This is a genomic window from Arcanobacterium phocae, assembly GCF_018913465.1.
GTDB lineage: Bacteria > Actinomycetota > Actinomycetes > Actinomycetales > Actinomycetaceae > Arcanobacterium > Arcanobacterium phocae_A.
In genome coordinates, this window is record NZ_JABAPM010000002.1 from 97,847 (window position 1) to 122,092 (window position 24,246).

At 49.9% G+C, this 24,246-nt stretch carries 25 protein-coding genes, 2 tRNA genes and 1 other RNA gene; 12 read left to right on the forward strand and 16 right to left on the reverse strand.

Annotation, left to right across the window (positions count from 1 at the left end; translation table 11 throughout):
• Positions 1 to 55 precede the first annotated feature (55 nt).
• Genes panB through ppgK form a run of 3 tightly spaced genes read left to right on the forward strand, consistent with a single transcriptional unit; the run spans position 56 to position 2,608 of the window.
• Positions 56 to 856, forward strand: a complete 801-nt coding sequence (panB, locus tag KSO86_RS03000) for a 3-methyl-2-oxobutanoate hydroxymethyltransferase (RefSeq protein ID WP_216431813.1) — start codon at positions 56 to 58, stop codon at positions 854 to 856.
• Between the two features lie 57 nt (positions 857 to 913).
• Positions 914 to 1,810 carry a type I methionyl aminopeptidase gene (map, locus tag KSO86_RS03005; protein WP_216381762.1) on the forward strand — a complete coding sequence of 299 codons (897 nt, stop codon included), beginning with the start codon at positions 914 to 916 and terminating at the stop codon, positions 1,808 to 1,810.
• 27 nt (positions 1,811 to 1,837) lie between these two features.
• On the forward strand, positions 1,838 to 2,608 hold the full coding sequence (gene ppgK, locus KSO86_RS03010; RefSeq protein ID WP_216381764.1) for a polyphosphate--glucose phosphotransferase: 771 nt from the start codon (positions 1,838 to 1,840) through the stop codon (positions 2,606 to 2,608).
• A 67-nt stretch (positions 2,609 to 2,675) separates the two neighbouring features.
• On the opposite strand, the gene rnpB is transcribed toward ppgK, so the two are convergent.
• Positions 2,676 to 3,030, reverse strand: an RNA gene (gene rnpB, locus KSO86_RS03015) — RNase P RNA component class A.
• 42 nt (positions 3,031 to 3,072) lie between these two features.
• On the opposite strand from rnpB, the gene KSO86_RS03020 reads away from it, so the two are divergent.
• Positions 3,073 to 3,846, forward strand: coding sequence for a YaaA family protein (locus KSO86_RS03020; protein ID WP_216378998.1), 774 nt, complete (start codon positions 3,073 to 3,075; stop codon positions 3,844 to 3,846).
• Here the strand turns inward: KSO86_RS03020 and KSO86_RS03025 are convergent.
• The 4 genes from KSO86_RS03025 to KSO86_RS03040 all read right to left on the reverse strand — a co-directional run bounded on the left by KSO86_RS03025 (position 3,818) and on the right by KSO86_RS03040 (position 7,108).
• Positions 3,818 to 4,564: a zinc ribbon domain-containing protein gene (locus KSO86_RS03025; protein ID WP_216378997.1), complete on the reverse strand. Its 747-nt coding sequence runs from the start codon at positions 4,562 to 4,564 to the stop codon at positions 3,818 to 3,820. The two genes, KSO86_RS03020 and KSO86_RS03025, sit on opposite strands and share 29 nt — an antisense overlap.
• Positions 4,565 to 4,587: 23 nt before the next feature.
• Positions 4,588 to 5,388 carry a Nif3-like dinuclear metal center hexameric protein gene (locus tag KSO86_RS03030; RefSeq protein WP_216378996.1) on the reverse strand — a complete coding sequence of 267 codons (801 nt, stop codon included), beginning with the start codon at positions 5,386 to 5,388 and terminating at the stop codon, positions 4,588 to 4,590.
• Between the two features lie 77 nt (positions 5,389 to 5,465).
• Positions 5,466 to 5,648: a hypothetical protein gene (locus tag KSO86_RS03035; protein ID WP_091281801.1), complete on the reverse strand. Its 183-nt coding sequence runs from the start codon at positions 5,646 to 5,648 to the stop codon at positions 5,466 to 5,468.
• A gap of 5 nt (positions 5,649 to 5,653) precedes the next feature.
• Positions 5,654 to 7,108: an NAD(P)/FAD-dependent oxidoreductase gene (locus tag KSO86_RS03040; protein WP_216378995.1), complete on the reverse strand. Its 1,455-nt coding sequence runs from the start codon at positions 7,106 to 7,108 to the stop codon at positions 5,654 to 5,656.
• A gap of 336 nt (positions 7,109 to 7,444) precedes the next feature.
• Between KSO86_RS03040 and KSO86_RS03045 the strand changes: the two genes are divergently transcribed.
• The 3 genes from KSO86_RS03045 (at position 7,445) to KSO86_RS03055 (ending at position 9,926) form a co-directional block, all read left to right on the forward strand.
• A complete protein-coding gene (locus tag KSO86_RS03045) occupies positions 7,445 to 7,993 on the forward strand; it encodes a YceI family protein (protein WP_216378994.1) in 549 nt (182 codons plus the stop codon).
• A 91-nt stretch (positions 7,994 to 8,084) separates the two neighbouring features.
• On the forward strand, positions 8,085 to 9,287 hold the full coding sequence (locus KSO86_RS03050) for an LLM class flavin-dependent oxidoreductase (RefSeq protein WP_253280565.1): 1,203 nt from the start codon (positions 8,085 to 8,087) through the stop codon (positions 9,285 to 9,287).
• A gap of 12 nt (positions 9,288 to 9,299) precedes the next feature.
• Positions 9,300 to 9,926, forward strand: coding sequence for a CE1759 family FMN reductase (locus KSO86_RS03055; RefSeq protein WP_216378993.1), 627 nt, complete (start codon positions 9,300 to 9,302; stop codon positions 9,924 to 9,926).
• A 49-nt stretch (positions 9,927 to 9,975) separates the two neighbouring features.
• On the opposite strand, the gene KSO86_RS03060 is transcribed toward KSO86_RS03055, so the two are convergent.
• Together KSO86_RS03060 and KSO86_RS03065 are read right to left on the reverse strand one after the other, a co-directional pair.
• Positions 9,976 to 10,051, reverse strand: a tRNA-Val gene (locus tag KSO86_RS03060).
• 44 nt (positions 10,052 to 10,095) lie between these two features.
• On the reverse strand, positions 10,096 to 10,509 hold the full coding sequence (locus KSO86_RS03065; RefSeq protein WP_216378992.1) for a DUF3052 family protein: 414 nt from the start codon (positions 10,507 to 10,509) through the stop codon (positions 10,096 to 10,098).
• A gap of 300 nt (positions 10,510 to 10,809) precedes the next feature.
• Between KSO86_RS03065 and aceE the strand changes: the two genes are divergently transcribed.
• The 3 genes from aceE to KSO86_RS03080 all read left to right on the forward strand — a co-directional run bounded on the left by aceE (position 10,810) and on the right by KSO86_RS03080 (position 17,252).
• The gene (gene aceE / locus KSO86_RS03070) at positions 10,810 to 13,563 is read left to right on the forward strand and encodes a pyruvate dehydrogenase (acetyl-transferring), homodimeric type (protein ID WP_216378991.1); all 2,754 of its coding nucleotides are present in this window, start codon (positions 10,810 to 10,812) and stop codon (positions 13,561 to 13,563) included.
• Positions 13,564 to 13,683: 120 nt separating this feature from the next.
• Positions 13,684 to 15,456: an ABC transporter ATP-binding protein gene (locus tag KSO86_RS03075; protein ID WP_216378990.1), complete on the forward strand. Its 1,773-nt coding sequence runs from the start codon at positions 13,684 to 13,686 to the stop codon at positions 15,454 to 15,456.
• Positions 15,456 to 17,252: an ABC transporter ATP-binding protein gene (locus KSO86_RS03080; RefSeq protein ID WP_216378989.1), complete on the forward strand. Its 1,797-nt coding sequence runs from the start codon at positions 15,456 to 15,458 to the stop codon at positions 17,250 to 17,252. Before KSO86_RS03075 ends, KSO86_RS03080 begins: the two co-directional genes overlap by 1 nt.
• Here KSO86_RS03080 and KSO86_RS03085 read toward each other — a convergent pair.
• From KSO86_RS03085 to KSO86_RS03095, 3 genes are read right to left on the reverse strand one after another with little or no spacing between them, the layout of a single operon-like run.
• Positions 17,227 to 17,940 carry an HAD hydrolase-like protein gene (locus KSO86_RS03085; protein ID WP_216378988.1) on the reverse strand — a complete coding sequence of 238 codons (714 nt, stop codon included), beginning with the start codon at positions 17,938 to 17,940 and terminating at the stop codon, positions 17,227 to 17,229. The two genes, KSO86_RS03080 and KSO86_RS03085, sit on opposite strands and share 26 nt — an antisense overlap.
• A gap of 18 nt (positions 17,941 to 17,958) precedes the next feature.
• The gene (locus KSO86_RS03090) at positions 17,959 to 18,579 is read right to left on the reverse strand and encodes an L-threonylcarbamoyladenylate synthase (RefSeq protein WP_216378987.1); all 621 of its coding nucleotides are present in this window, start codon (positions 18,577 to 18,579) and stop codon (positions 17,959 to 17,961) included.
• Positions 18,580 to 18,594: 15 nt separating this feature from the next.
• Positions 18,595 to 19,200 carry a hypothetical protein gene (locus KSO86_RS03095; RefSeq protein ID WP_216378986.1) on the reverse strand — a complete coding sequence of 202 codons (606 nt, stop codon included), beginning with the start codon at positions 19,198 to 19,200 and terminating at the stop codon, positions 18,595 to 18,597.
• A 53-nt stretch (positions 19,201 to 19,253) separates the two neighbouring features.
• Between KSO86_RS03095 and KSO86_RS03100 the strand changes: the two genes are divergently transcribed.
• Positions 19,254 to 19,583: a hypothetical protein gene (locus KSO86_RS03100; RefSeq protein WP_091281824.1), complete on the forward strand. Its 330-nt coding sequence runs from the start codon at positions 19,254 to 19,256 to the stop codon at positions 19,581 to 19,583.
• Here the strand turns inward: KSO86_RS03100 and KSO86_RS03105 are convergent.
• From KSO86_RS03105 to KSO86_RS03115, 3 genes are all read right to left on the reverse strand, one after another.
• Positions 19,580 to 20,089 carry a DUF3145 domain-containing protein gene (locus tag KSO86_RS03105; protein ID WP_091281827.1) on the reverse strand — a complete coding sequence of 170 codons (510 nt, stop codon included), beginning with the start codon at positions 20,087 to 20,089 and terminating at the stop codon, positions 19,580 to 19,582. The two genes, KSO86_RS03100 and KSO86_RS03105, sit on opposite strands and share 4 nt — an antisense overlap.
• A 111-nt stretch (positions 20,090 to 20,200) precedes the next feature.
• Complete coding sequence (locus KSO86_RS03110; RefSeq protein ID WP_216378985.1) at positions 20,201 to 21,139, reverse strand: TIGR01777 family oxidoreductase; 939 nt, start codon at positions 21,137 to 21,139, stop codon at positions 20,201 to 20,203.
• Positions 21,136 to 21,621 (reverse strand): peptide deformylase, encoded by a 486-nt coding sequence (locus tag KSO86_RS03115; RefSeq protein WP_216378984.1) that lies wholly within the window; start codon positions 21,619 to 21,621, stop codon positions 21,136 to 21,138. Before KSO86_RS03115 ends, KSO86_RS03110 begins: the two co-directional genes overlap by 4 nt.
• 175 nt (positions 21,622 to 21,796) lie before the next feature.
• Here KSO86_RS03115 and KSO86_RS03120 point away from each other — a divergent pair, with 175 nt between their 5' ends.
• Complete coding sequence (locus tag KSO86_RS03120; protein ID WP_216378983.1) at positions 21,797 to 22,549, forward strand: CDP-alcohol phosphatidyltransferase family protein; 753 nt, start codon at positions 21,797 to 21,799, stop codon at positions 22,547 to 22,549.
• 763 nt (positions 22,550 to 23,312) lie between these two features.
• Here KSO86_RS03120 and KSO86_RS03125 read toward each other — a convergent pair.
• The 3 genes from KSO86_RS03125 to KSO86_RS03135 form a co-directional block, all read right to left on the reverse strand.
• Positions 23,313 to 23,387 (reverse strand) — tRNA-Asn (locus KSO86_RS03125).
• Between the two features lie 120 nt (positions 23,388 to 23,507).
• Positions 23,508 to 24,005 carry a hypothetical protein gene (locus KSO86_RS03130; RefSeq protein ID WP_216378982.1) on the reverse strand — a complete coding sequence of 166 codons (498 nt, stop codon included), beginning with the start codon at positions 24,003 to 24,005 and terminating at the stop codon, positions 23,508 to 23,510.
• On the reverse strand, positions 23,986 to 24,240 hold the full coding sequence (locus KSO86_RS03135) for a hypothetical protein (RefSeq protein WP_216378981.1): 255 nt from the start codon (positions 24,238 to 24,240) through the stop codon (positions 23,986 to 23,988). Before KSO86_RS03135 ends, KSO86_RS03130 begins: the two co-directional genes overlap by 20 nt.
• Positions 24,241 to 24,246 lie beyond the last annotated feature (6 nt).

The following is a 24,246-nucleotide window of genomic DNA, read 5'->3' on the forward strand; positions in this document are numbered from 1 at the left end:
AGAACTTAACCGTAATGGACTAGAATAGTACCTATTAAAAGGAAAGGTTCTACTTATGGCGATTAAGCGTGTGCGTGCTCATCATCTCGCTCAGATGAAGGCTGAAGGTACGCCAATAACAATGCTCACATCCTATGATGCGATAACTACTCGGATCTTTGACGAAGCTGGCACTGACATGTTGCTCGTTGGCGATTCCTACGCGAACGTGATGCTCGGATACGATTCAACAACCCAGGTGACCATCGATGACATGGTCTTAGCTACCGGAGCGGTTGCTCGGAATGCAAAACGTGCGTTCGTAGTTGCCGATCTTCCGTTTGGTGCATACGAAACTTCTCCGGCAGATGCCATCGCCAATTCGGTCAAGTTAATTCGTGCAGGCGCGTCTGCGGTCAAACTTGAAGGTGGCGTACGGATGGCCTCCACTATCCGTGCAATTGTTAATGCTGGCATCAACGTGGTAGCTCATGTTGGATACACGCCGCAATCTGAAAACGCTCTCGGCGGACCGCGAGTACAAGGCCGTGGTGATGCAGCAGAACAGATACGGCGTGATGCGCGAGCTGTTGAAGAAGCCGGCGCGATCGCCGTCGTTCTCGAATTGGTCCCGGCGCCCATTGCCACTGAAATCACTCGCGAACTAACGATCCCTACAATTGGAATTGGTGCTGGGGAAAACACTGATGGACAGGTTTTAGTCTGGACTGACATGGCTGGCATGACTGACTGGCAACCATCGTTTGTGAAAGTGTTTGGCAAAGTTGGTGCTGCTCTCAAAAATGCGGCTGAAGCCTACAATGTGGCTGTTCGCTCGCGCTCTTTCCCAGATGATGACCACCGGTTCAATCACTAGGCCGAATAGCTCATTGTTAAACCTCATCAACAGCAAATAAAGATTAGAATACGAGATATGCACGATCAACATTTCCTCACCCCAGGTACTCTCTCCCCACAACGGCACGTTCCTGAATCAATCGAACGCCCGGAATACATGTTCCATGATGGCCCCGAAGTCGTCACCGCATCTGATGTCAAGGATGCCGAAACTATTGAAAAAATTCGTATTTCTTCGCAAATTGCAGCTGACGCCCTCTACTTGGCTGGCGCAGCAGTTCGCCCTGGAGTGACAACTGATGAGCTTGATCGTATTGCGCACGAATACATGTGTGACATGGGAGCATATCCATCTTGTCTAGGCTATATGGGTTTTTCTAAATCAATTTGTACCTCCATTAATGAAGTCATTTGCCACGGTATCCCCGACTCAACCGAGCTACGCGAAGGCGATATCATCAATCTAGATGTCACTGCCTACAAGAACGGCGTTCACGGTGATACAAATGCGATGTTTTACGCCGGCGAAGTAGACCAAGAATCACGTGACTTGTGCGAGCGCACCTACAACGCCATGATGCGAGGTATTAAAGCCGTTAAACCCGGCCGCCGCGTTAATGTGATTGGACGTGTCATCGAATCTTATGCGAAACGCTTTGGATACGGTGACGTTGAAGATTTCACTGGCCACGGCGTCGGCGAAGCTTTCCACTCGGGTCTGATTATTCCGCATTACGATTCCGCACCAAATTTTGACGACGAAATAAAAGTTGGCATGGTTTTTACAGTAGAGCCTATGCTTACTCTCGGAACTCAAAAGTGGGATCAGTGGGATGACGGCTGGACAGTAGTAACTGCGGATCGTAAGCGGACCGCACAATGGGAGCATACAATCGTTGTCACGGAAACTGGTGCTGAGATTTTGACGCTCCCCACCCAAGGGCAGACCTCACCAGCAATGCCAACCGTATAATTCATTAATGTTTTCAAAGGAGAAACCATGGATCAAAAGCTAGCAAACGTTGCTATCGGGGTCGATATCGGCGGCTCTGGAATTAAAGGTTCAGTTGTCAATCTCGAAACCGGGGAACTTATCGGAGACGAGTTCCGGATACCAACTCCAGAAAACGCTGCACCCGAGGTAATCGCAGATATCGTACGCCAGGTAGTGGAGCATTTTGATACCTCGGTAGACACTCCGGTTGGGGTCACATTTCCCGCTCCAGTTATCAATGGCGTCTGCCCGATGATTGCCAATCTTAACCAAGATTTCGTTGGCATGAACGTTTCAGACCTGATGACTACACATGTTGGCCGCCCAGTTGTTGTTCTGAACGACGCCGATGCTGCCGGTCTTGCGGAAGCCGAATTCGGCGCAGCGCACAGCCAAGACGGCACAACTATTGTGTTGACGTTAGGAACTGGTATTGGTTCAGCGCTGGTGCGCGATGGTGTACTTGTGCCGAATACTGAGATGGGGCATTTGCTGTTACCTAATGGCCTCGAAGCCGAAAAGTGGGCAGCCTCGTCCATTCGTACAAAGGAAAATCTGTCGCTTGAGCAATGGGCCACTAGGTTGCAAGATGTACTTGATATGGTCGAGATGCTCTTCTCCCCCGATACACTCATCTTAGGTGGTGGAATTTCAACGCGTTTTGCAGAGTTCTCCGGATTCCTGTCTACTCGTGCTGATCTTGAACCAGCTCGGTTGTTTAATACTGCGGGGATTGCGGGAGCTGCGCTCGTAGCATCGCAAGAAGCGCAAGACTAAAGAAAAACTAGTTAGACGCGTGGGATAGCGAGCATCAGCTCGCTATCCCACGTTTCTTCATAAAAGGCGAATGAGTTGGCCGATACGCCGGGTTTTGTCCGCTTGAAAAACAAGCGTGGCGACCATCCATCTAGGCTTATCGTTACCAATAAGCTCAAGCAACCTACCCGCGTGCTCAACGGGACGCCTTAACGCACGCTGCTCGGTCTTGCTCTCGGTGGGGTTTACCATGCCGCAACGATCACTCGCTGCGCGGTGAGCTCTTACCTCGCCCTTTCACCCTTACCGCGTTACCGCGGCGGTTTACTTTCTGTGGCACTAGCCTGCGGGTCACCCCGAGTGGATGTTATCCACCACCGTTCCCTGTAGAGCCCGGACGTTCCTCGGGAGCTTGACGCTCACGCGGCCGCCTAGCCAACTTATTCGCATCTGCATCTTACCTCAGCTTTGCATAAACTGGGTACGTGCTTATTCTTTTACCGCCTTCTGAAGGCAAATCATCACCAGCAGCCGGACCCTCACTTGAGCTAGATTCACTGAGCTTTCCGAAGTTTAACGCTACCCGGTCGGTACTTGTTGATGAACTGATAGCCGTGTCACAACGCGAAGACGCTCTCGATATTTTGAAAGTTGGCGTACGAGTAGCCGACGACGTAGCCCGCCAAGCTGACTTGCGGAACGTACCTTGTGCACCAGCATACGAGGTCTATTCTGGGGTGCTCTTTAACGCGATGGATATGTCTCATGCCCATACGGCAGACTTGAACCGAGCTAATCAGCATGTCCTTATTTTTTCGGGGCTATTCGGCGTTAATCGACCTGCTGACATGATTCCAGCTTATCGGCTAGCCATGGGCATCTCGTTGCCGCAGTCAGGAAATACGAAAACGCTATGGAAAAAGGCGTTAGCGGATGCAGATTTTGGCGAGCAAGATTTAGTTATTGATGCACGGTCTGGCGCGTACCGAGTGTGGGATCCACCCACGCAGGCCGACCACGTCGTCGTCAATGCAGTTCGAATCAAAAACGGAAAACGTGTCGTAGTCTCACATAATGCTAAGCACTACCGTGGTCTGCTCGCTGGCGAGCTCATTCGTAATGAAGAAATGCCGAAAGACGCCGAAGAATTGGCCGATTTCGCTCATATTCTGATCGACCGTGGGCTCATCACCGGTGTTGAGCTAGACCCGCCGGGCAAGACTCGGGCCCTTACTCTAGTGGAAAATCTCGATCTCTGATTATGATGCAATCGTAATCTTCGGAGATATGGAACTGGTCTGGTTCTGCCTGGCGAATCTGAGCTATTTCGATAGGTGACAGTGCTACTCCCCCGCTCGTTGTTCCGTCTGGGCGCAACGCGATAACAGTTAGACCACCACTGTGCTGTGCACGCTCATAGGCTTGCTTAAGTTCTTTTGCCAGTGGCCGGTAGATCGAGTCACGGCGTAGTTCAAGATCGGTTATGTCGCGTTGAATAAGAGCGACTTCTTCTTCGAGCTGAGATCGTTTTTCCACCAGCGTTTTATTTAGAAATTCTCGACGGCCGAGTGCATCAGCACGCGTATTTTCGGCGTCTTCTAGCTGTTCGAGATAGCCGAATTCAGTCTCTTCGCGTTGTGCTAGTTGCTGTTTATTAGTATCGATTTCGCTTTGTAACGTCAGAAGCTGACGTGAATCCATACCAATGCCGGCGTTGAGACGGGATTCCTTATCGACGACGACGATACGCAGTTCCTCACTACGCGCACTGGCTTCTTCGAGTGCTTGCTGGATTTGAGTTGTATTGCGCTCAACATCGAGGATCTCTCGCCCCACTGCTGCGATCATGTTCATCAATTCGCTGATCTCAGATCGCAACGGGTGCTGGCTATCCTCACGGCGAAGCCGCGTGAGCTGAGAATCGAGGGTCACTACGTCAAGGAGTGATAATTGGTCTGCTCGAGGCGCGTAGTACATGATGAGATCCTATCGGTAACTAGTTATAGACGAAGTGACCATGGATCGGTCACGAGAGTAGAAATATATGTCTCAATGCCATCAATACCAGATATTGCCTGGACCATTGCCGGCAGTACCGGCCATTCGGAAGCAAAATGTGTCAATCCAATAAGTGAACATCCGCCAGCCCATAAATGATCAGATGCCGGATGATGGCGAAGATCCGCACAAATATAAACATCAGCTTTGGCTTGGTTTGCCGTCGTCAAAAATGAATCTCCCGATCCTGGGGAGACCGCAACCGTACGGACAATTTTTTCCGGGTCTCCGCCAACGAGGATGCCTGGCGCAGTCTCTGGAATTAGGGCTTTAATTCGTTCGGCAAGCTCGCGAACTGACATCGTCATCGGCAATTCGCCTACTCGGCCAATACCCAATTCTGGCTGGTTATCGTAGGGCTGGAGCGGGCGCATATTTTCCAAATTTAGCAGTGAGCCAAAAGCTACGGCCGAACCGGTAGCAGCTGCATCTGCATTAGTGTGGGCAGCAAATAACGCACAGTTGCTTTTAATAAGCTTATGTACCCACGATCCCTTCGCCGTCGACGTCGCTACGGTCGATGTGCCACGCAGATAAAGTGGATGGTGAGTGATAAGCATATCTGCGCCACGCTCAATAGCTTCGTCTACTGTTGCTTGGCATGGATCTACTGCAAATCCAATGCGAGACACGGGTTCCTGAGGGTCTCCAACAACTAATCCAACACGATCCCAATCTTCAGCTAGCCGAGCGGGGAAAGCACACTCCATCGTGGCCATAACATCTGCAACAGTGATCGACATAACTCCACATTATCGTAAAAACTGGTTAAGAAAAAATGGGGGAACTACCAGGTAGGCAGTTCCCCCTATAGGTTCTTTTAATGTTGCGGATTGTGGCCCTTAATCACCATTCCCATAATTCTTGCGTTGAATGCGATGAAGCGTGGGATCTGGCGCAACACGCTCTGTCGAAAACTGAGAACCTTCCGATCTGGCATGGGCGCTTTGGAAACGTCAAGGATTGGTTGAGCTGAGACGCTTTTTTCTGGTGTGTTATTCATAGTGGTTACTCCGGGATAAATGACCAGCCAAACTTGGCCTTTGCTTTATAAATGAACAGATAGTGGAGCATGAGTTTTACCCAATGCCCGTGCAAACCAATTTCGCCCTTGGTATGTTTCAAATCGCGCCCGGTTGGGTAACGATCGAAGTCTGGCACAATTGGACGCTGGGTCATCGCGGCGGCAGAACCCTTGAAGAGACCGGTTCCAGCTGACGCAACACAGGCTGCACCCATATCTGCCATAGAGGCGCGTTGTGCTGGGGCCTTCGGGTCTTTCAACCGGTTGGCGATTGTCACTGCAACTGCCTTACCCATCGCCCCAGATGGCATTCCGGTACGCGGTGGGGCTGGAGCGATTAGTGTGCCGTTCTTCGTCGTACGAGGCTTCGAGAGCTGATGCGGGGGCGCAAACGCAATGCCAACAGCGAAGATGTTGTCATAACCAGGAACTTGATACGTTGATGGCCAATCAGATGCTTTCCACTCTTCGTATGGTTTCTTGGTGTAGTCTGCATCGACTTTCATAAAGCCATTTGGCAAGAACATCTCTGATGTCTTGTCTTCGCCGTTACGCCCATAAGCTTTCAGACCTGCACCGCCGAACGGTGGCAACAGCATCGCAAAATCATAATGAAGTTCATGACGCTCGCCATCAAGCGTTTCATAATAAATGGTATCTTCATCAATCTTGTGCGGATGTGCACCGGTAATCGGTAGCACCCCGCGCTCACGATACAGAGATTCAGTAAGGATTCGTGCGTCAGTCTTATAACCGTTCTCCAAGAAAGTCATGCCACCAATACCGAAATCACCTAGTTCAGCTTCATTAGTGAAGTAAATGATGTCTGCCTTATCTCGAACACCAGCTTGGCGGACAGTGTGTTCAACGTTGAACGTGTATTCGAAAGCTGCTCCTTCACAGGTACATGTACCGTGTCCAGTTCCGATGACGAGTGTTTGCCGCTGCCCCGCCTTCATTTTTGCAATGGCTTTCTCGAGCTCTTTAGAAGCATGATCTGCGTGGTCTGCAGTGCATACTGAAACAGTATTGCCAGCATCTGGCCCTAAACCTTCAGTAGCGCCGAAATTCAGCTTCGGACCCGTTGCGTTAATAACGAAGTCGTAGTAAATGTTTTCAGTTTGCCCACGACGCTGGTCAGATGTGTGCTCTACGGTAACAAATGGACGCGGATCTTCGCCTTTCCCATCAGGGTGCAATTCGGTTGCCCGTGCCTGCGTAAACTCAATCTTCTGCTTCTTGTACACCTTGGCGAGCGGGAAAAGAACTTTACTCTTTGGCATTTCCCCTGTTCCGACCCAAATATTTGATGGGATCCAATTCCACAGCGAATTGGGTGAAACTACGTGGATAGAATGCTTCTTTCCGACTAGTCGTTTTAGATGGAGCGCAGCAGTGTGCCCCGAAACGCCAGCGCCAAGTACAACGATCTTTGCCATCTTTACCTCCAAATCAGTGTTGCCTCGGTCACCTCTAACCATACAACCATAAGTCTTTTACGTAAACTTGACTCTGCTATTATACGGAATCGAGTTTTCCGAGTTTACCTGACCTCACTACGTCCCTAAGCCACATTTCACTCAGTTCAATTACACTTCGCCCCAAAAGTAAGACGAAATCGCGCCACGGAGCGATGGAACTTTGGCGAAATAGCACGATTTCCGCTCATCTCAATTATATTAGTTGACTTTTCAATAGTCATGTATTAAATTATATCTTGTTGGTACGAAACAAAACTTTCGAATAGTAAACTCGATTCTCATTAAGGACAACATATGACCGCTCTTAAAGACCTCAACGGCAAGTTCATCATCGATTCCGTTCACTCCCGCCTTGGCTTCGTGGCACGCCACGCAATGGTAACCAAAGTCCGTGGCAACTTCGACGAGTTCGAAGGATTTGCGGAGGGTGACGCTGCCGCACCCGAAAACGGTGTCATTGAAGTCACCATTAAGTCAGACTCAATCAACACCTCCAACTCGATGCGCGACAATCACCTTCGCTCCGATGACTTCTTCGGTTCTGACACCTACCCAACTATTACTTTCCGTTCAACCGACATCAAAGTAGTTGACGAAGAAACCGTTGAAATTACTGGTGATTTCACCATCCGCGGCACAACAAAGTCAATCACCATTCCATTCGAATTCGGCGGCGCAATTATTGACCACGAGGGCAAGCTCCGTGTTGGTTTCGAAGGCGCCACAGACATCTCCCGCAAAGAGTTCGGCATCACCTGGAACGGCGCACTCGAAGCTGGCGGCGTCATGGTTTCCGACAAGATCAAGCTTGAGCTTGAGCTCGCTTTGGTTAAAGAAGCCTGAGCTACTGTTTTAAAAATACGAAAATGACGACGTTGGGGCGCCATCACGGCGCCCCACTCGTTTAGTACGTCCTTCGAAAGGTCTCATCGTCATGTCTATGCAATTCGGCGTATTCTCCGTTTCTGATATCACAACTGATCCTACAACCGGCAACACTCCATCCGAAGACGAGCGAATTAAAGCAGCAGTAGAAATTGCCCAGCACGTCGAAGACGCTGGCCTGGACGTTTATGCCATCGGCGAACACCATAATCCGCCGTTCTTCTCTTCTTCTCCAACAACTATTCTCGGCTATATTGCTGCTTCAACGAAGAAAATTACGTTATCGACGTCGACAACCTTGATCACCACTAACGATCCGGTCAAAATCGCTGAAGATTACGCAATGTTGCAGCACCTTGCCGATGGCCGTGTTGATCTGATGATGGGCCGTGGTAACACAGGTCCGGTCTATCCCTGGTTCGGCCAAGATATCCGGCAAGGTATTCCACTCGCCGTGGAGAACTACGGTCTTCTGCGCCAGCTATGGGACAACTACGAAGTGAACTGGGAAGGAAAATTCCGCACTCCGCTACGCGGATTCACCTCTACCCCGCGCCCTCTAGACAATGTTGCTCCGTTCGTCTGGCATGGCTCCATTCGTTCCCCCGAAATCGCCGAACTCGCAGCATATTATGGCGATGGCTTCTTCCATAACAATATCTTCTGGCCAATGAGCCACACCAAGCGCATGATCGCGCTATATCGTCAGCGCTATGCACACTACGGGCACGGTACCGCAGAGCAAGCAATCGTCGGCTTGGGCGGACAGTTCTATATGGCGAAAGATTCCCAAACTGCTAAGCGGGAATTCCGTCCATACTTTGACAATGCTCCGGTGTACGGCCACGGCCCGACGATGGAAGAATTCACATCGCAGACCCCGCTCACCGTTGGCTCGCCACAAGAAGTCATCGATCGCACGCTGGGCTTCCGAGAACATGTTGGCGATTATCAACGTCAACTCTTCCTCATTGATCACGCTGGTTTACCATTAGCAAAGGTCCATGAGCAGATCGACTATCTCGGTGAAATTGTCCCAGTGCTGCGCAAAGAATTCGACGCAATGCGCAAGCCAGGCGTACCAGATGCACCAACACATGCCGCTCGAGTAGCAGCACGCGGTCCGATCAAGCTTGACGGTACCGGTCAGGCAATAGTTGACGACGTTACCGGTGGCTCATTTTATGAGCAACAAGCTAACGACGACGCTGCGGTTCGCCATGCGGACAACCTCATTAACCCCCAAAAGTAAGAAGGAATACTCGTGAAAGTTGTTGTCGTTTCAGCTTCGCTCTCAGAGTCTTCAACTACAAGCACACTTGGGCGAAAACTCGCGCAAGCCACTGTCAACGCCGCGACGAATGCAACATTTTCGATTATCGAGCTACGCCATGTGGCAGTCGCGGTAACGAACGCCGTGCTCACTGGATTCCCATCGCCTGAGCTGGAAGCAGTGTTCGACGACGTCGCCCAGGCAGATGCAATCATCGCAGTAACTCCAGCTTATAACGCATCGTATTCTGGACTATTTAAACTGTTTTTCGATGTGTTACCGGAGGATACGCTACAAGGTAAGCCCGTGGCGATTGGAGTCACCGGTGGTACACCACGCCATTCATTGGTGACAGAACATGCAGTTCGGCCGCTATTTAGCTATCTACACGCCGTTGTTGTGCCAACAGCAGTATATGCCGCCACTGAAGACTTTGGCGTGGCGGCGTACGATTCAGATGGTCATGATGGCTCTGCGCTCGAACGCCGTATCAATCGGACTGGACAAGAACTGGCCAGGTTGGCGGATATCAGTGCTAAGCCGAAAGCGACAACATCAGATGACACTGATGACGCCACTTCGTTGTTCGCTGATTTTGTCCCATTCGATCAAATGTAATCGTATAAATAAAGAGGAGGCTCACCCGTTTGGGTGAGCCTCCTCTTGTTGGTGGACCCTACCGGACTCGAACCGATGACACACGCGGTGTAAACGCGTTGCTCTACCAACTGAGCTAAGAGTCCGAGAGATAGCTTAGCCCGGATATGGACCTATGTCAAAATCAAAATCAACGAGAACGCGAAACTGTGATGCGGTACGCAGTCCAGTGAGAGCCAATTCCCATTGAACTAGTAACGGACATGCCCGCAGTCGTGGCCGCATCATTAACAATATCTGTTGGCACATGTAGCTTTTCCCGGGGAGCTGGAACCACGAGCCACACAACAGAAAGGTCGGAATCTAGCGACGCAGCTGCATCAACGAGATAATCAGTCAGATCATCTACATCACCATCATCGGAACGCCACCATGCCAGGACACCGTCGGCTACACCTCGATAATCTTCATCTTCAAGCTCAATACCTGTGGCGGTTTCGATAGCTTCACGTAGTTCGAATGCGACGTCGTCGTCATAACCGAACTCTTGAACAATCGCTCCTTGACCAAAACCGTATGCCTTGCCGGCAGTAGACCCGGACACCGGACCTTCCTTTCATGTGGTGGCTGTAAAGCCTGGGAAAAACATACAGATGTATGTCCAGTCACCATTCTAGGCAAGTCTTTACCCTCAGCGCATCTCCACACACACAGGAATTAAGGGCGTAAGTTCCGACTAATCGGGCTACCATCTGACCTAAGTGTGGTATTCGAACCACAATTATCGTTCATACATAGGACTGAATGCCTATTTCGCGGTAGATTAAAAGTAGCGCATCGAAGCACTAGGACTCGCAAATGTCTACTGCGAAGATGCAAGTTAACAACTAGCGAGGGAGATGGCATGAGCTCACAGCCCACCAAGCCGCTTTTGAACGGCATTTACAACCGCATTCCTGATATAGACCCGGAAGAAACCCGCGAATGGCTCGATTCACTCGATGGTTTAATTGACGAAAAGGGCGGTCCGCGAACCCGCTACTTGCTCATGGAATTAAAACGCCGCGCTCACGAACGCGGTATCCAGGTTCCACACAACATCGTTACCCCGTACATCAATACCATCGCGTCTGAAGATGAGCCTTTCTACCCAGGCGATGAAAAACTCGAACGCGAATTCCGGCGTTGGACCCGCTGGAACGCAGCCGTCCAAGTAACTCGGCAACAACGTGCTGGTATCGGCGTTGGTGGCCATATTTCCTCTTATGCAGCCCAAGCCACCTTGTACGAAGTCGGCCATAACTGGTTTTTCCGTGGCAAGAATGCCGAAGGTGGCGGAGACCAGATTTATTTCCAAGGCCACTCCTCCCCCGGAAACTACGCACGCGCATATCTTGAGGGCCGTTTGTCCGAAGCTGATCTCGATTCATTCCGTCAGCAAGCCTCACGCCAGTCAGGTGGACGCGGGATCCCTTCCTATCCGCACCCCCGTCAAATGGATGATTTCTGGGAGTTCCCAACCGTTTCACTCGGCTTGGGACCCATCTCAGCCATTTACCAAGCATGGTATAACCGCTATCTTGAAGGCCGTGGAATAAAAGACACGTCCAAGCAACACGTCTGGGCATTCATGGGCGACGGCGAAATGGACGAAGTCGAATCCCGTGGCGTTCTTCACCTGGCCGCATCACAGCAACTCGATAACCTAACCTTCGTTGTGAACTGTAACCTGCAACGTCTCGATGGTCCAGTTCGCGGAAATGGCAAGATCATCCAGGAGCTAGAGGCCTCGTTCAAGGGAGCGGGCTGGAATGTGATTAAGGTTATCTGGGGCCGTGAATGGGACGAACTCCTCGCCGCCGATAAAGATAACGCACTGGTCAACATCATGAATGACACCGTTGACGGCGACTACCAGACATTCAAGGCTAACGATGGTTCATACATCAGAGAGCACTTCTTTGGTCGAGATCCACGGACTAAAGCAATGGTTGCGGACTGGAGTGACGAAAAGATTTGGCGACTCAAGCGTGGCGGACACGATTACCACAAGGTTTACGCCGCATATAAGGCAGCAACCGAACATAAGGGTGCGCCAACAGTTATCCTCGCCCACACGGTCAAGGGATATGTCCTCGGCTCCAACTTCGCCGGTCGTAACTCCACTCACCAGATGAAGAAGCTTAATTCTGATGACCTTAAGTTACTACGCGACACCTTGCACCTTGAAATCCCAGATTCGCAGCTCGACGATCCTTACAACGCGCCATATTACAAGCCGGATCCGCACCATCCAGCACTAGAGTATGTGCTCGATCGTCGTCGTCAACTCGGTGGATTCGTGCCGCAACGTCGCGTCGTCGAACAAGGCATTGCCCTACCGCCGGAAAAGCCGTTCGATGGTATCCGCGCCGGCTCAGGCAAGCAAAAGGTTGCAACCACCATGGCATTCGTCCGAATGCTCAAGGATCTCCTGCGCGACAAGGAATTCGGCAAGCATATTGTTCCGATTATTCCAGACGAAGCACGCACATTCGGTCTTGATGCAATCTTCCCGTCAGCAAAGATTTTCAACATCCAAGGACAGAACTACACTGCCGTTGATTCCGAACTCTTGCTCTCGTATAAGGAATCTGAATCCGGACAGATTCTGCACACCGGCATTACCGAAGCGGGTTCCACTGCAGCATTCACTGCCGTAGGAACATCTTACGCCACTCACGGCATTCCGATGATTCCGGTCTATATCTTCTATTCGATGTTTGGTTTCCAGCGCACTGCTGATCAGTTCTGGGCTGCTGCTGATCAGCTCACCCGCGGTTTCATCATGGGTGCTACGGCTGGCCGAACCACACTTACTGGCGAAGGCCTACAGCACTTGGATGGCCACTCGCACGTTATCGCATCCACCAACCCCGCTATCGTCCAATATGATCCAGCTTACGCATACGAAATAAGCCACATCGTTAAAGACGGCATCAAGCGCATGTACGGCGACGGTTCAGACGGCCGTGATCAAAACGTCATGTACTACATCACGGTCTACAACGAGCCAATCCACCAGCCGGCAGAGCCAGAAGGCTTGGACATTGATGGGCTGCTGAAAGGTCTGTACAAGCTCGACGCTGGCGAAGGCGATGGACCAGAAGTTCAACTCTTTGCTTCAGGCGTTGGCGTTCCTTGGATTCGTGAAGCTCGCGAAATGCTCCGCGATGACTGGGGTGTCAAGGCGACCACATGGTCAGTGACTTCCTTCTACGAACTCCGCAAGGACGGTCTAGCAGTAGACGAACATAACTTCCTCCATCCAGAAGAAGCTCCTCGTGAAGCCTATCTGACCTCGGTTCTCAAGAATACGAATGGTCCAGTTATCGCAACCTCTGATTTTGAAAAGCAGGTTCAAGACTCTATTCGCCCATGGGTTCCGAACGACTATTACGTCCTTGGCGCAAATGGCTTCGGCTTCTCCGATATGCGAGCAGCGGCACGACGTGACTTCAAGATCGATTCCGCATCAGTCGTTGTTCGCGCCCTGCAAGCTCTTGCTGATCGTGGCGAGATCGACCGCTCTGTTATCAAGCAGGCAATCGATAAGTATGATCTGTTCAACCCGAATGCGGGAACCTCTGGTATTTCAGATCCACACGAAGTTGCTTGATCTCTTCTTCTGAGGGGTGGGGCTATCAGCTACCAGCTGATAGCCCCACCCTCATTTCAGGATGCTCTCGCAGATACTGCAGAGTAGCCTTAGGAGAGATAGTTGAAAATAGGGGGATTTGTGACACTGATTCGGCTCGTTTGGAAATATTTACGTAGCAAAAAGTCCGTGCTGGCACTCATTGTCACGTTGCAATTTGCCCAAGTCTTACTGAGCTTATGGCTACCAAACCTCAACGCTCATATTATTGATGATGGAATCATCGCCGGTGACACCACATATATCTGGACTACTGGGCTTCTGATGCTTGGGGTTTCCCTTGCCCAGATTCTTTGTATCTCAGCGGCAATGTACGTCAGTGCACGAACAGCCATAGGCGTTGGAAAAGAATTGCGAGCCGATGCATTCCGCCACGTCCAGACCTTTTCTGCAACTGAACAACACCGCTTCGGAGCCTCAACGCTCATCACCCGAGCCACCAACGATATCACCCAAATCCAAAGCATCCTTCTTAACAGTTTTGCAATCCTGATCATGGCGCCGCTACTAGGCATTGGCGGCGTAGTCATGGCAGTCCTAGAAGATCCTCCACTCTCTTTGCTGTTGCTCGTCGTCGTTCCGTTACTATCAGTTTTGATTATTGGAACGATGCGCATGCTCGTTCCACGATCCGTATTGCAACAACAGCGAATAGACAAAATTAATACCCTACTTCGTGAGCAACTCATCGGTGTCCGTGTCATCCGAGCTTTTACGCAAGAAAAAACAGTTGCTCACAAATTCGAGCAGGCCAACCTCAATCTACGCAAAGTTTGGCTAGAGATCGGTTTACTGTGGGCATTCCTGATGCCAACCGCGCAACTCGTCGTCGGAATTTCCTCGGTTGGTGTGGTCTGGTTTGGTGGACATCGCATCGCCGCCGGTTTGATGAATGTTGGCGCGTTGACTGCCTACATCTCATATCTCATGATGATTATGGGCGCAGTTATGATGTCCGGGTTCATGGTCATGCTCTTTCCTCGCGGGCAAGTCTCTGCCGGACGCCTAGCCGAGATATTTAGTACCACATCATCTATTGCGAACAGCTCACAGCCGGCAGCAATTCCGGCCCGCCCGCGTACGTTCCAGCTGAACAACGTATCACTGAAGTACCCCGGAGCTGAGCGAGGCGTACTATCGCACATCACTATCGATCTGTCTCCAGGGAAAACAGTTGCGTTGATCGGCTCTACTGGCTCAGGGAAATCTTCAATTCTCAAGCTCATCCCGCGTCTTATGGACCCGACCAGTGGTTCGGTAACACTCAACGGAACAGACATCAGAGATCTAGACCTTACTCAGTTACGTTCCATCATTGCGTTTGTACCCCAAAAGTCATTCCTATTTGCCGGGACGATTGCGTCTAATGTTGCTGGACAGGCACGTCCAACCGAGGATATCGATGCCGAACGGGTACGTACCGCGCTACAAGCAGCACAAGCATGGGAGTTCGTCGCCGATCTTGATAAGACAATTGATGCCGCCGTCGAATCTGGCGGAGTCAATTTCTCCGGAGGGCAACGCCAGCGCCTTGCAATCGCGCGGGCGCTCTATCGTTGCCTGCCAGATCAGAATGGGCAGCGTCAAGCCGATCTATTAGTGTTCGATGATTCTTTCTCTGCACTAGACAACGCCACTGACTCCCGTCTGAGATCTGCGTTGCGCTCATATGTTGGGGATATTGCTATCCTCATTGTCGGACAGCGGGTATCATCTATTCGCCATGCTGATGTCATCCATGTTCTGGATGAAGGTCAGATCGTTGGATCTGGAACTCATGATCACCTGCGCGAATCGAACGAAACGTATCAAGAAATTCTCGCATCCCAAATGAGTGAAGAGGAGGCATACTAATGGCGCGCTTTGGCTCTTTTGAGGAACCGACGAAGGACATGAAAGGTGCTCTCAGGCGTCTAGCTCGTATGTTCCGATCCGAATTGTTACGGATTATAGGTGTGCTAGTTTTGACACTAGTGGGAACTTTAGCGATGCTACTGACTCCTAAACTGCTCGGCGACGCAACAAATATGGTTGTTGATGGTATCGCCAGCGGCTCGGGAGTTGATTTTAGCAGTCTCGGACGACTCGCCTTAATTATTATCGGTTTGTACGCTCTGCACGCCGTTGCAAATTTTTCGGGCGGCGCACTAGCGCGTATTTCCGTGCAGAATCTCGGATCACGTTTACGCCGTGACGCGCAAGAAAAAATCGATCGTCTTCCGCTGGCCTATATAGATAAACAAGCCCGCGGAGATCTGCTCTCCCGGGTAACAAACGATATCGACAACATCGTTCAAACACTCATGCAGACTCTGGGACAGTCATTCTATGCGTTGTACATGGTAATCGGTGTGCTATCAATGATGTTCTATCTATCGTGGTCGTTAGCTCTGTGGTCACTATTCGTGGTTCCTTTTGGTTTGCTCGCAATTACACGTATTCTCAAGCGTTCTAAACCAGCCTTCCGGGAACAGTGGAAGCGCACCGGCGATGTATCAACCATTATTGAACAGACTTTTACCGGGCATGATGTGGTAGCCATCTATGGTATGGAAGATGACATCAATGTGGCGTTTGATGATGCCAACGAGAAGTTGTTTGCTGCTGGATTCCGCGGCTATTTCCTCTCGATGCTTGCTCAACCACTTATGGGCTTAGTATCAAATTTATCCTTTGTAGTTATTGCTGTAGTTGGCGGTATCCAGGTTCTGCATGGCACGCTCACTATTGGCGGTATTCAGGCCTTCATTCAATACTCACGGCAACTAAATAATCCGGTGGCAATGATTGCATCGATGGCTAATATGTTGCAGTCGGCGGCAGCATCGAGCGAGCGACTCTTTGATTTTCTGGATACAGCGGATATTTCCGCTGATGTTTCTGAACAGTTGCCACCTTTTGGCGAGCGCGGCACTATTGAATTCCGAGGCGTTGATTTCAGCTATGAACCTGGAAAACCTGTGATTCAGAATCTGAATCTCAAGGTAGAACGTGGCAGTCAGGTGGCTATTGTTGGCCCGACGGGAGCTGGGAAAACAACACTTGTTAATCTGCTTATGCGCTTCTATAACATTGATTCTGGCGCCATCTGCATAGACGACGTCGACATTCGTTCCTACTCACGCCAATCACTACGCGCCCGAACTGGAATGGTTTTGCAAGATACATGGCTTTTTGATGGAACGATTGCTGAGAATATCGGTTTCGGTGCCAAAAACGCGACGTTTGACGACGTCGTCGCTGCTGCACAAGCAACCGGAGTCGATCATCTGATCCGCCAGCTACCGGATGGATACAACACTCACATTGACGATAATGACGGAACGTTGTCCACCGGAGAAAAACAGCTAGTCACGATCGCCCGCGCGTATCTTGCTGATCCAGATATCCTGATCTTGGACGAAGCAACGTCATCAGTTGATACCCGCACGGAAATGCTTGTTCAACACGCAATGGGTGAGCTTCGTCAGGGACGGACCTCATTTGTGATCGCCCATCGTTTATCAACAATTCGTGACGCAGATATCATCCTTGTTATGGTTAATGGAAATGTCGTTGAGCAGGGAGACCACCACCAACTTATGGCAAGCCGCGGCGCTTACTACGATCTATATCAAGCGCAATTTACAGGCTCGTCAGAAGCTGAGTAAGCTCTTCGACGGTTGACACATGCCGCCAAGCATGTTTCTTCTCGGCGTCGTCGCCCTCTCCCCAATCCACGAGGATTGTTCGGATGCCGTGCACCGCAGCCCCATAAGTGTCGAAGTTCCGATCGCCAACCATCACCACGTCTGTGCGCACCGGACGGTCAAACCATTCGGTTCCTAGTGGCATTTCCGGAAGCCGGTCCTGTCCATCAAGAATTCCGAGTTGTTCCAGCTCAGTTATCGCGGTACCGACGACGTGATGCTTATGGGTACGCCCCAGTTCAGGTTCCGATCCGCAAATGATATCGAACGACGACGCTATCCCGGTCACTTCGCACACATGTTTTGCGGACCTACGCAATTTGGATGTAGCAGTGGCGGATCGCAATCCGCTATCTCTAACCGCCGTAAGCATATCGGCAACGCCAGGGAAAAGCGGCGTATCATCCATATAGACATCGTAATACTCACGGTACTTGTCAATATAAGACGAAACTTCCGAAGCAGGAACATCGAGTTCGACGAACGTGTCTTCAAGCGGTGGCCCCACAAAGCGGGAATACGATGATTCCGGAAGGTCTAAGCCGGATTTTTCTCGCATGACGTATGCCAACGTAGTCCGGATCAGTGGCGCAGAATCAGTAAGCGTGCCGTCAATATCGAATAAAACCGCACGTAGCGAAGAATTCATAGGTTATAAAGTCTTTCGTTAATCAAACATCGTGGTATCGCCGGCACCATACCGGGCAATAGTGACTTGACCATCGCTCATATCGAGAACCGTAGTAGGTCCGTCTTCTCCCACTGGGCCTTCAACAACGACATCAAGTGCATTGCCTAGAGTATCAGCAATTTCCCATCCTTGACTCATTGGTTCCGACTCACCCGGCAGAATCAGCGTTGACGATAATAGGGGCTCGCCAAGCGTATCAACAATAGCTTGAGTGATCTTATGGTCAGGGATGCGCACACCAACTGTTGCTTTTTTAGCATTGAGGGTCATCCGCGGTACTTCTTTTGTCCCCTTGAGGATGAAAGTATAAGGCCCAGGGGTCAGTGACTTCACAAGCCGGAACGTTGCATTGTCAACGATAACCAGCTGGCCCAGTTGCGCAAAGTTATGGCATAGCAACGTAAAATGATGCTTATCCCCCACCTGACGAATTCGTCGTATTCTATCTAAACCATCTTTGTTCGCCAATGTACATGCGATCGCATATCCCGAATCCGTAGGCAGGGCAATCACTTCGCCACGGCGGAGCCGATCAACTACCTTGTCAACCAGACGCTGCTGTGGATCTTCCGGATGAATATCAACGTACCATGCCATGGTTATCTTCTTTCTTCACTCTGCTTCAGCAATGAAAGCGTGCAAATCCAACACGTCCTGGTTCCCTGGATGATGCTCCTCTAGCACTGTCAAGAAACGCTGTGCATCTGAGATTTTCCCCGTTTCCACTGCAGCTTTAATAAGTTCTATGCCAACATCCGGGATATCGTTTTCCGGATTCCAACGTCCCATTCCCACCTGCATCGCAGTGTCGGGCTGGTCAGCTTCCACTAAGAGGTGGATTCCTTCAGCGAGCGCTCTTCCAGATTCCTCGCGGGCAGCAGCTACCTCAATTTGATGAACCGCAGCAGCTGGATCGTCGTCGATCGTGATCTTTGCTAACTGAATTAACGGATACCACGCCCGGGAATCAGAAGCAAGATCTTCAGATAAGGCCAACAAGACTAGCTTCACTGGAGTTTTCCGATGCTGAACATCATCAGCAGTTAGCGGATCTGCAGTAGGACTTGACTGTCCTAACTTACGAATAAGAGAGATGAGTTCTTCGAAAGCCTCTTGATTGTTAGGATCTGAGTCAAGATCAACACGCAGCTGTCCAGCCCGATCCACCAGCGGTGATGATTCTTCTGCAAGTTGTTCTATAAGATCTATAAAAGCCATACTTACAGCCTATAGTATTTAGAGTATTGAGATGTGATGAATCGGGGAAAATTATGGAAGACACCAAGCCACAAGATCTAGCATTGGCACGTATTAGGGTGGCACTTGATGAGATTGCCCCAGAAATTCCAGATAGCGAAATTATTCCCAGCGCTCGATTACGACAAGATTTGCGTCTGGACGAAGTTAGCGTATGGGCACTAGTGACTAATGTAGAAATGTTGTCTAAGAAGCATATTTCCGACACCGTAGCACAGCATTTTGGCACGGTAGCGGACGTTATTGAAGCGATTGCTGATGAACCTAAGCGTGCCGCGGAGGAAGACACACGCGATGTAGCATCAGCAGTTGCTGATTTGGCGTCGTTATTTAGCCAGCGCTAACCAACTCGGTGTAGCCATCGCACCGGCGCTCCAGCACCTGCATAACGAAAGACTTCTAATTCATCATCCCACGCAGTACCCAAAGCGATATCGAGCATCCGGCGCATCTCCTGCGGATCATCCCCGGCTTGTTCCAGCGCTGCTCGCACTCGATTTTCTGGAACGACGACGTTCCCTAGTAGGTCGGTCTGCGCATAAAAAATTCCGAGACCAGGAGTACACGACCACCGGCCACCATCAGATATGGGCGATGCTTCTTCGGTAATTTCGAAACGAAGGTGCTCCCAACCGCCCAGCGCAGATGCGATAGCGGCACCAGTACCAACTTCGCCAGTCCATGACACTTCACCACGGTTCATTGATGGTACTGCTGGCTGCGCAGTCCATTCGAAATGAACAGGATATCCGAGCAAACTTCCAACCGCCCATTCAACGTGAGGTTGAACAGCCGGTGTGACTGAGTGGATGAAAATAACTCCACGAGTAGTATATTTTTGTTTCACCATGACCTCCTGAATTAGGTGAGATTCCCCGTAACACCTAACAAAATGAGGTCATTAGATACTTACACTATGCCACAGTTCAGCAAAACTTGGAAGAACAAAACGCTTCCTTTACTATCGCTGTGGCAAAGCCTGTCGAAAAATATCCGCCACAGTTGGAGCCGTGAATGTAAAACCCGCATCCAATAGTGCAACTGGCACCACTCGTTGCGAAGCCATAACAGTCTCCCCGATCGCATGTGGAAACAGCCACGAAAGCGGTTTTAATGGTATCCGAATAACAGCCGGACGATGGAGATGCCGAGCTAACAGCGCATTCCATTCTTGGTTTCGAACTGGTTGCGGACACACTGCATTGATCGGCCCGTGTAACACCGGATGGACCACGGCATACAGAATTGCGCGCACATGGTCAATCAACGAGATAGTGGACATCCATGCTGATCCATCGGAAAGCGGACCACCTAAACCGGCGCGATAGAGGTGCTGAAGAATTCCGAGCATACCGCCGTCGGCTCCCATTACCAAACCCGTTCGAATCATCACGGTTCGCACACCGGCTTCATCTTCACAACGTTGTGCACAAGATTCCCATGACGAACACAAGTCAGCGAGAAATCCAGTCCCACTCGGCATACCTTCATTAAGAACCAAATCCCCTGAATCCGATTCATAAAAACCAATAGCACTGCCAGAAATGAAACACTCCGGGCGTTCCTCGTCGGAAAGCCGTTTGATTCCTTCTACAAGAGTCTGAACAGAATCGATTCGCGAATTCCATAATAGTTTTTTGTAGGATTTAGTCCATGCTTTGCCAATCAGTGGAGCACCGTTAAGACAAATGACGCCAGTAGCACCCGCCATGACAGTCTCATCGACTTTGTGCGCTGACGGATCCCAGACAACATCAGTGCAGTATGACGGAGTCTCAGAAGGCAGCGAGCGCACTAAACGCGTCACGTGATAACCAGCAGACACTGCAGCTTTCACTAAATGTGATCCGATAAAACCAGTTGCCCCGGCGATAACGAGAGTTGGTCGTGATGTATTCATTTGCTAGACCTTAATGCTGTCAATGCTTCTTTTCTTAAGTGCCGTTCTAGGCGGTCAACGTATATGTGACCATCTAAATGATCACATTCGTGCTGGATAAGGCGGCCCCAGATTTCTTCACCTTCAACAACAACTTTATTTCCCTGTAAATCGATGCCTTCAGCTCGTGCATACCATGGACGTCGACACGGATACCATAAGTCTGGAACGGATAGACAGCCTTCATCGCCATCTTGCGTTTCGTCAGATGTTTCCACAATCATCGGGTTGAGTATGTAGCCTGTATTCCCATCGATATTCCACGAAAATGCACGATAAGATACACCAATTTGATTCGCAGCCAACCCAGCTCTGCCGGGCTCCTGAACATTCTCCATCAAGTCGCGAACAAGCTGCTCAATACCTGGCGTGATGCGCGTAATCGGATCACATACGCTCCGCAGGACTGGATCGCCAATTATTCGGATTTCTCGGTAACTCATACCTTCTATTCTTGCACATTGGCGCAACATAGAGAATAACGCACCGTGTCTGCAACTCTTGTCCTGACAATATGCGACATTGTTTGTACTAATTGACGCCAAAATATCGTACGGTTTTCTAAAATCGTCCGGTAGGATTACCTGCGTGACCCGTAGACAATTAGACGGAGTAATCGTGAAAGATACAGTTCAACGGCCCTACCCGCTCTCGCGCTATATAAAAGCTTGGGCAGTGCATGCCTTCACTATGACAGGCGTCATATGGGTAATCTTGGCAACCCGTGCTCTAATGCTTAATGACTATAAGATGATGTGGCTTTGGCTAGGCATCGCATTAGTTGTCGATGCTGCGGATGGGCCAATGGCTCGTAAAGCGAAAGTTATCGAAGTAGTGCCGTGGTTCTCGGGTACGATGATGGATAATATCGTTGACTATATGACGTGGACTATGGTTCCAGTGGTTTTCATGGCAGAAGTACTCCCCTTTGGCGGCGAGTATTTTGCTATTGGCGCCGCTAGCCTCGCAGCCACATCCTCGATGTTCTGTTACGCCAATACTAAGATGAAATCATCCGACTGGTACTTCGTGGGGTTCCCCGCAGCGTGGAACATCGTTATCGTCATTTTGTGGTTGTTTGGCACACCAGCCTTCTTTAATTGGATTGCGGTTATAGCATTTACTATTCTTGCTGTCATTCCGTGGAAGTGGGTACACCCATTCCGCGTCAAGCACCTAAGAATTTTTAATGCGCTTGCGGCTATCACTTGGGTAGCTATCACCGCGCTTTGGGTGATCATATATCCAGTTACACCTCTGTGGATCCTTATCCCGTGGTGGATCTCTGGCCTATGGCTACTAGTTGCTGGCGCTATTCGAACGTGGCGTGATCGACCTGACCCAGAAGCACTGGTAGAGTCCATGCACTAAGCAAAACCCAACAAACATTTCCCATCAAACTAAGACATAGACTGATAAGAAAGATGCCGCGCATTCTAGATGATGTGCGGCATCTTTATATATTTATCACACCCTAGAAATGAAATACTCAACGCCAATCACGAAGCCTGGAACTAATAACTTCCTATCCGCAATTCGAGCTTTCAAATTAACGTTTTATAGCCCCTCGAAGGTCTATTAAGCCATTCCCCTACCCCGAAACACAGTCAGCCGCTAAAAGTACGTTAGAAGCATGCACAGCACGTACAGAAGCACAGCAATAAAGGCAATATGAACAATGGGGCAACATTATGACGAACAGAGGCGTTTACGGCTCGCAAAAGGGCATAAAAAAGGCGCACCCCGTTGTGCGCTTCTTCTATCTTCGTTACTTTTCACCACATGCGAGAATCGATTGCGAAATCAACATCCTTTGCACGAGCTTCAACGATTAATGCGTTAACTGTTTCGCGTGAACGGAACATATCCTTGAACTTCTTCATTTTTCACCTCCTGGAATTTTCTTTGTACGTAATTAAAGTACTCCTGACCAACTTTTATTCCCAGCCACCAGCCCCTAATGTGAGCTATCGATCCTTTCCTAGGACTTAGGACACTCCTACAGAAAGGATCTAAGTCGAAACGACATCATGAACGTTTAACAAAACCCACACGAGCTGCCACAGACACAAGAGACAACTCAGTGATAGGCATATATAAAAAATGTCCGACCTTAACTAGGCCGGACATTTACTGGCTCCCGCAGCTGGACTCGAACCAGCAACCCTTCGATTAACAGTCGAATGCTCTGCCATTGAGCTATGCGGGAAAGCGACTTAAAAAACTATAGAACGACTTCACGCCAGATGCAAACTCGTTTTAACATTTTTCCCCTTTTTGTTGTCGGCATCACATTCTGCAGGTCTTGAAACGTTGGTAACTCAAGGTTTCAAAAATCTAAACCAACCATATCGCGTAGCTCAGATTCAAGTTTCGCGATCTCCTTCACGTCTGCCTGTGTTGGTTGAGCACTAACTAGTATTTGCACGAATAATGACTCATCTGCCCGCCGTCGTATCTGACCGTAGGCCATACTCCCAGAAGGTAAATCCACATAATTACGGCAAACAATAGAGCGCTCCACTCGCTCATGAACCATCGTTAATAATTGCTCATTTGCATCTGCCGCGAACCGGACTCTCAAAGTTTCGATAGCCGGATCAACAAATGCAATAGTCAACTCCCGTAGAGCAGAATCCCACGAAGCAGCTTCAATCTCAAACCATTCATGCACCCGCCAGTCGCCAGTGTTACTCACGATCGCTAGTTCACTAGGCCATACTGCAATCCACGATTCTTGTGGCTCTACGATTTCTGAAGCTGTTGTCGGATATCCGTTATGCTTATTCTTCAGAAAAGTAGGGATTCTAGAGGACTTGCGAAACATTATTACCTTCCCACTCTGCAGCAACAACGAAACCGGAGATAGCTCTACTAGTAGCGGCATCATGATGCGCCGCATTCTGCCCTGCGAAAAATCCCATAAATGCAAGGATGACGCCAGCAACTATAGCTATCAAAAAATATTGTTTCTGCTTTGCTTTGAGCTTTGCAACTTCCTCATCAGTTAGTTTCTGGGAGACATCTGCAGTAGCTTTTAAGTCTTTTTCTTCACTGTTCACGCTTGT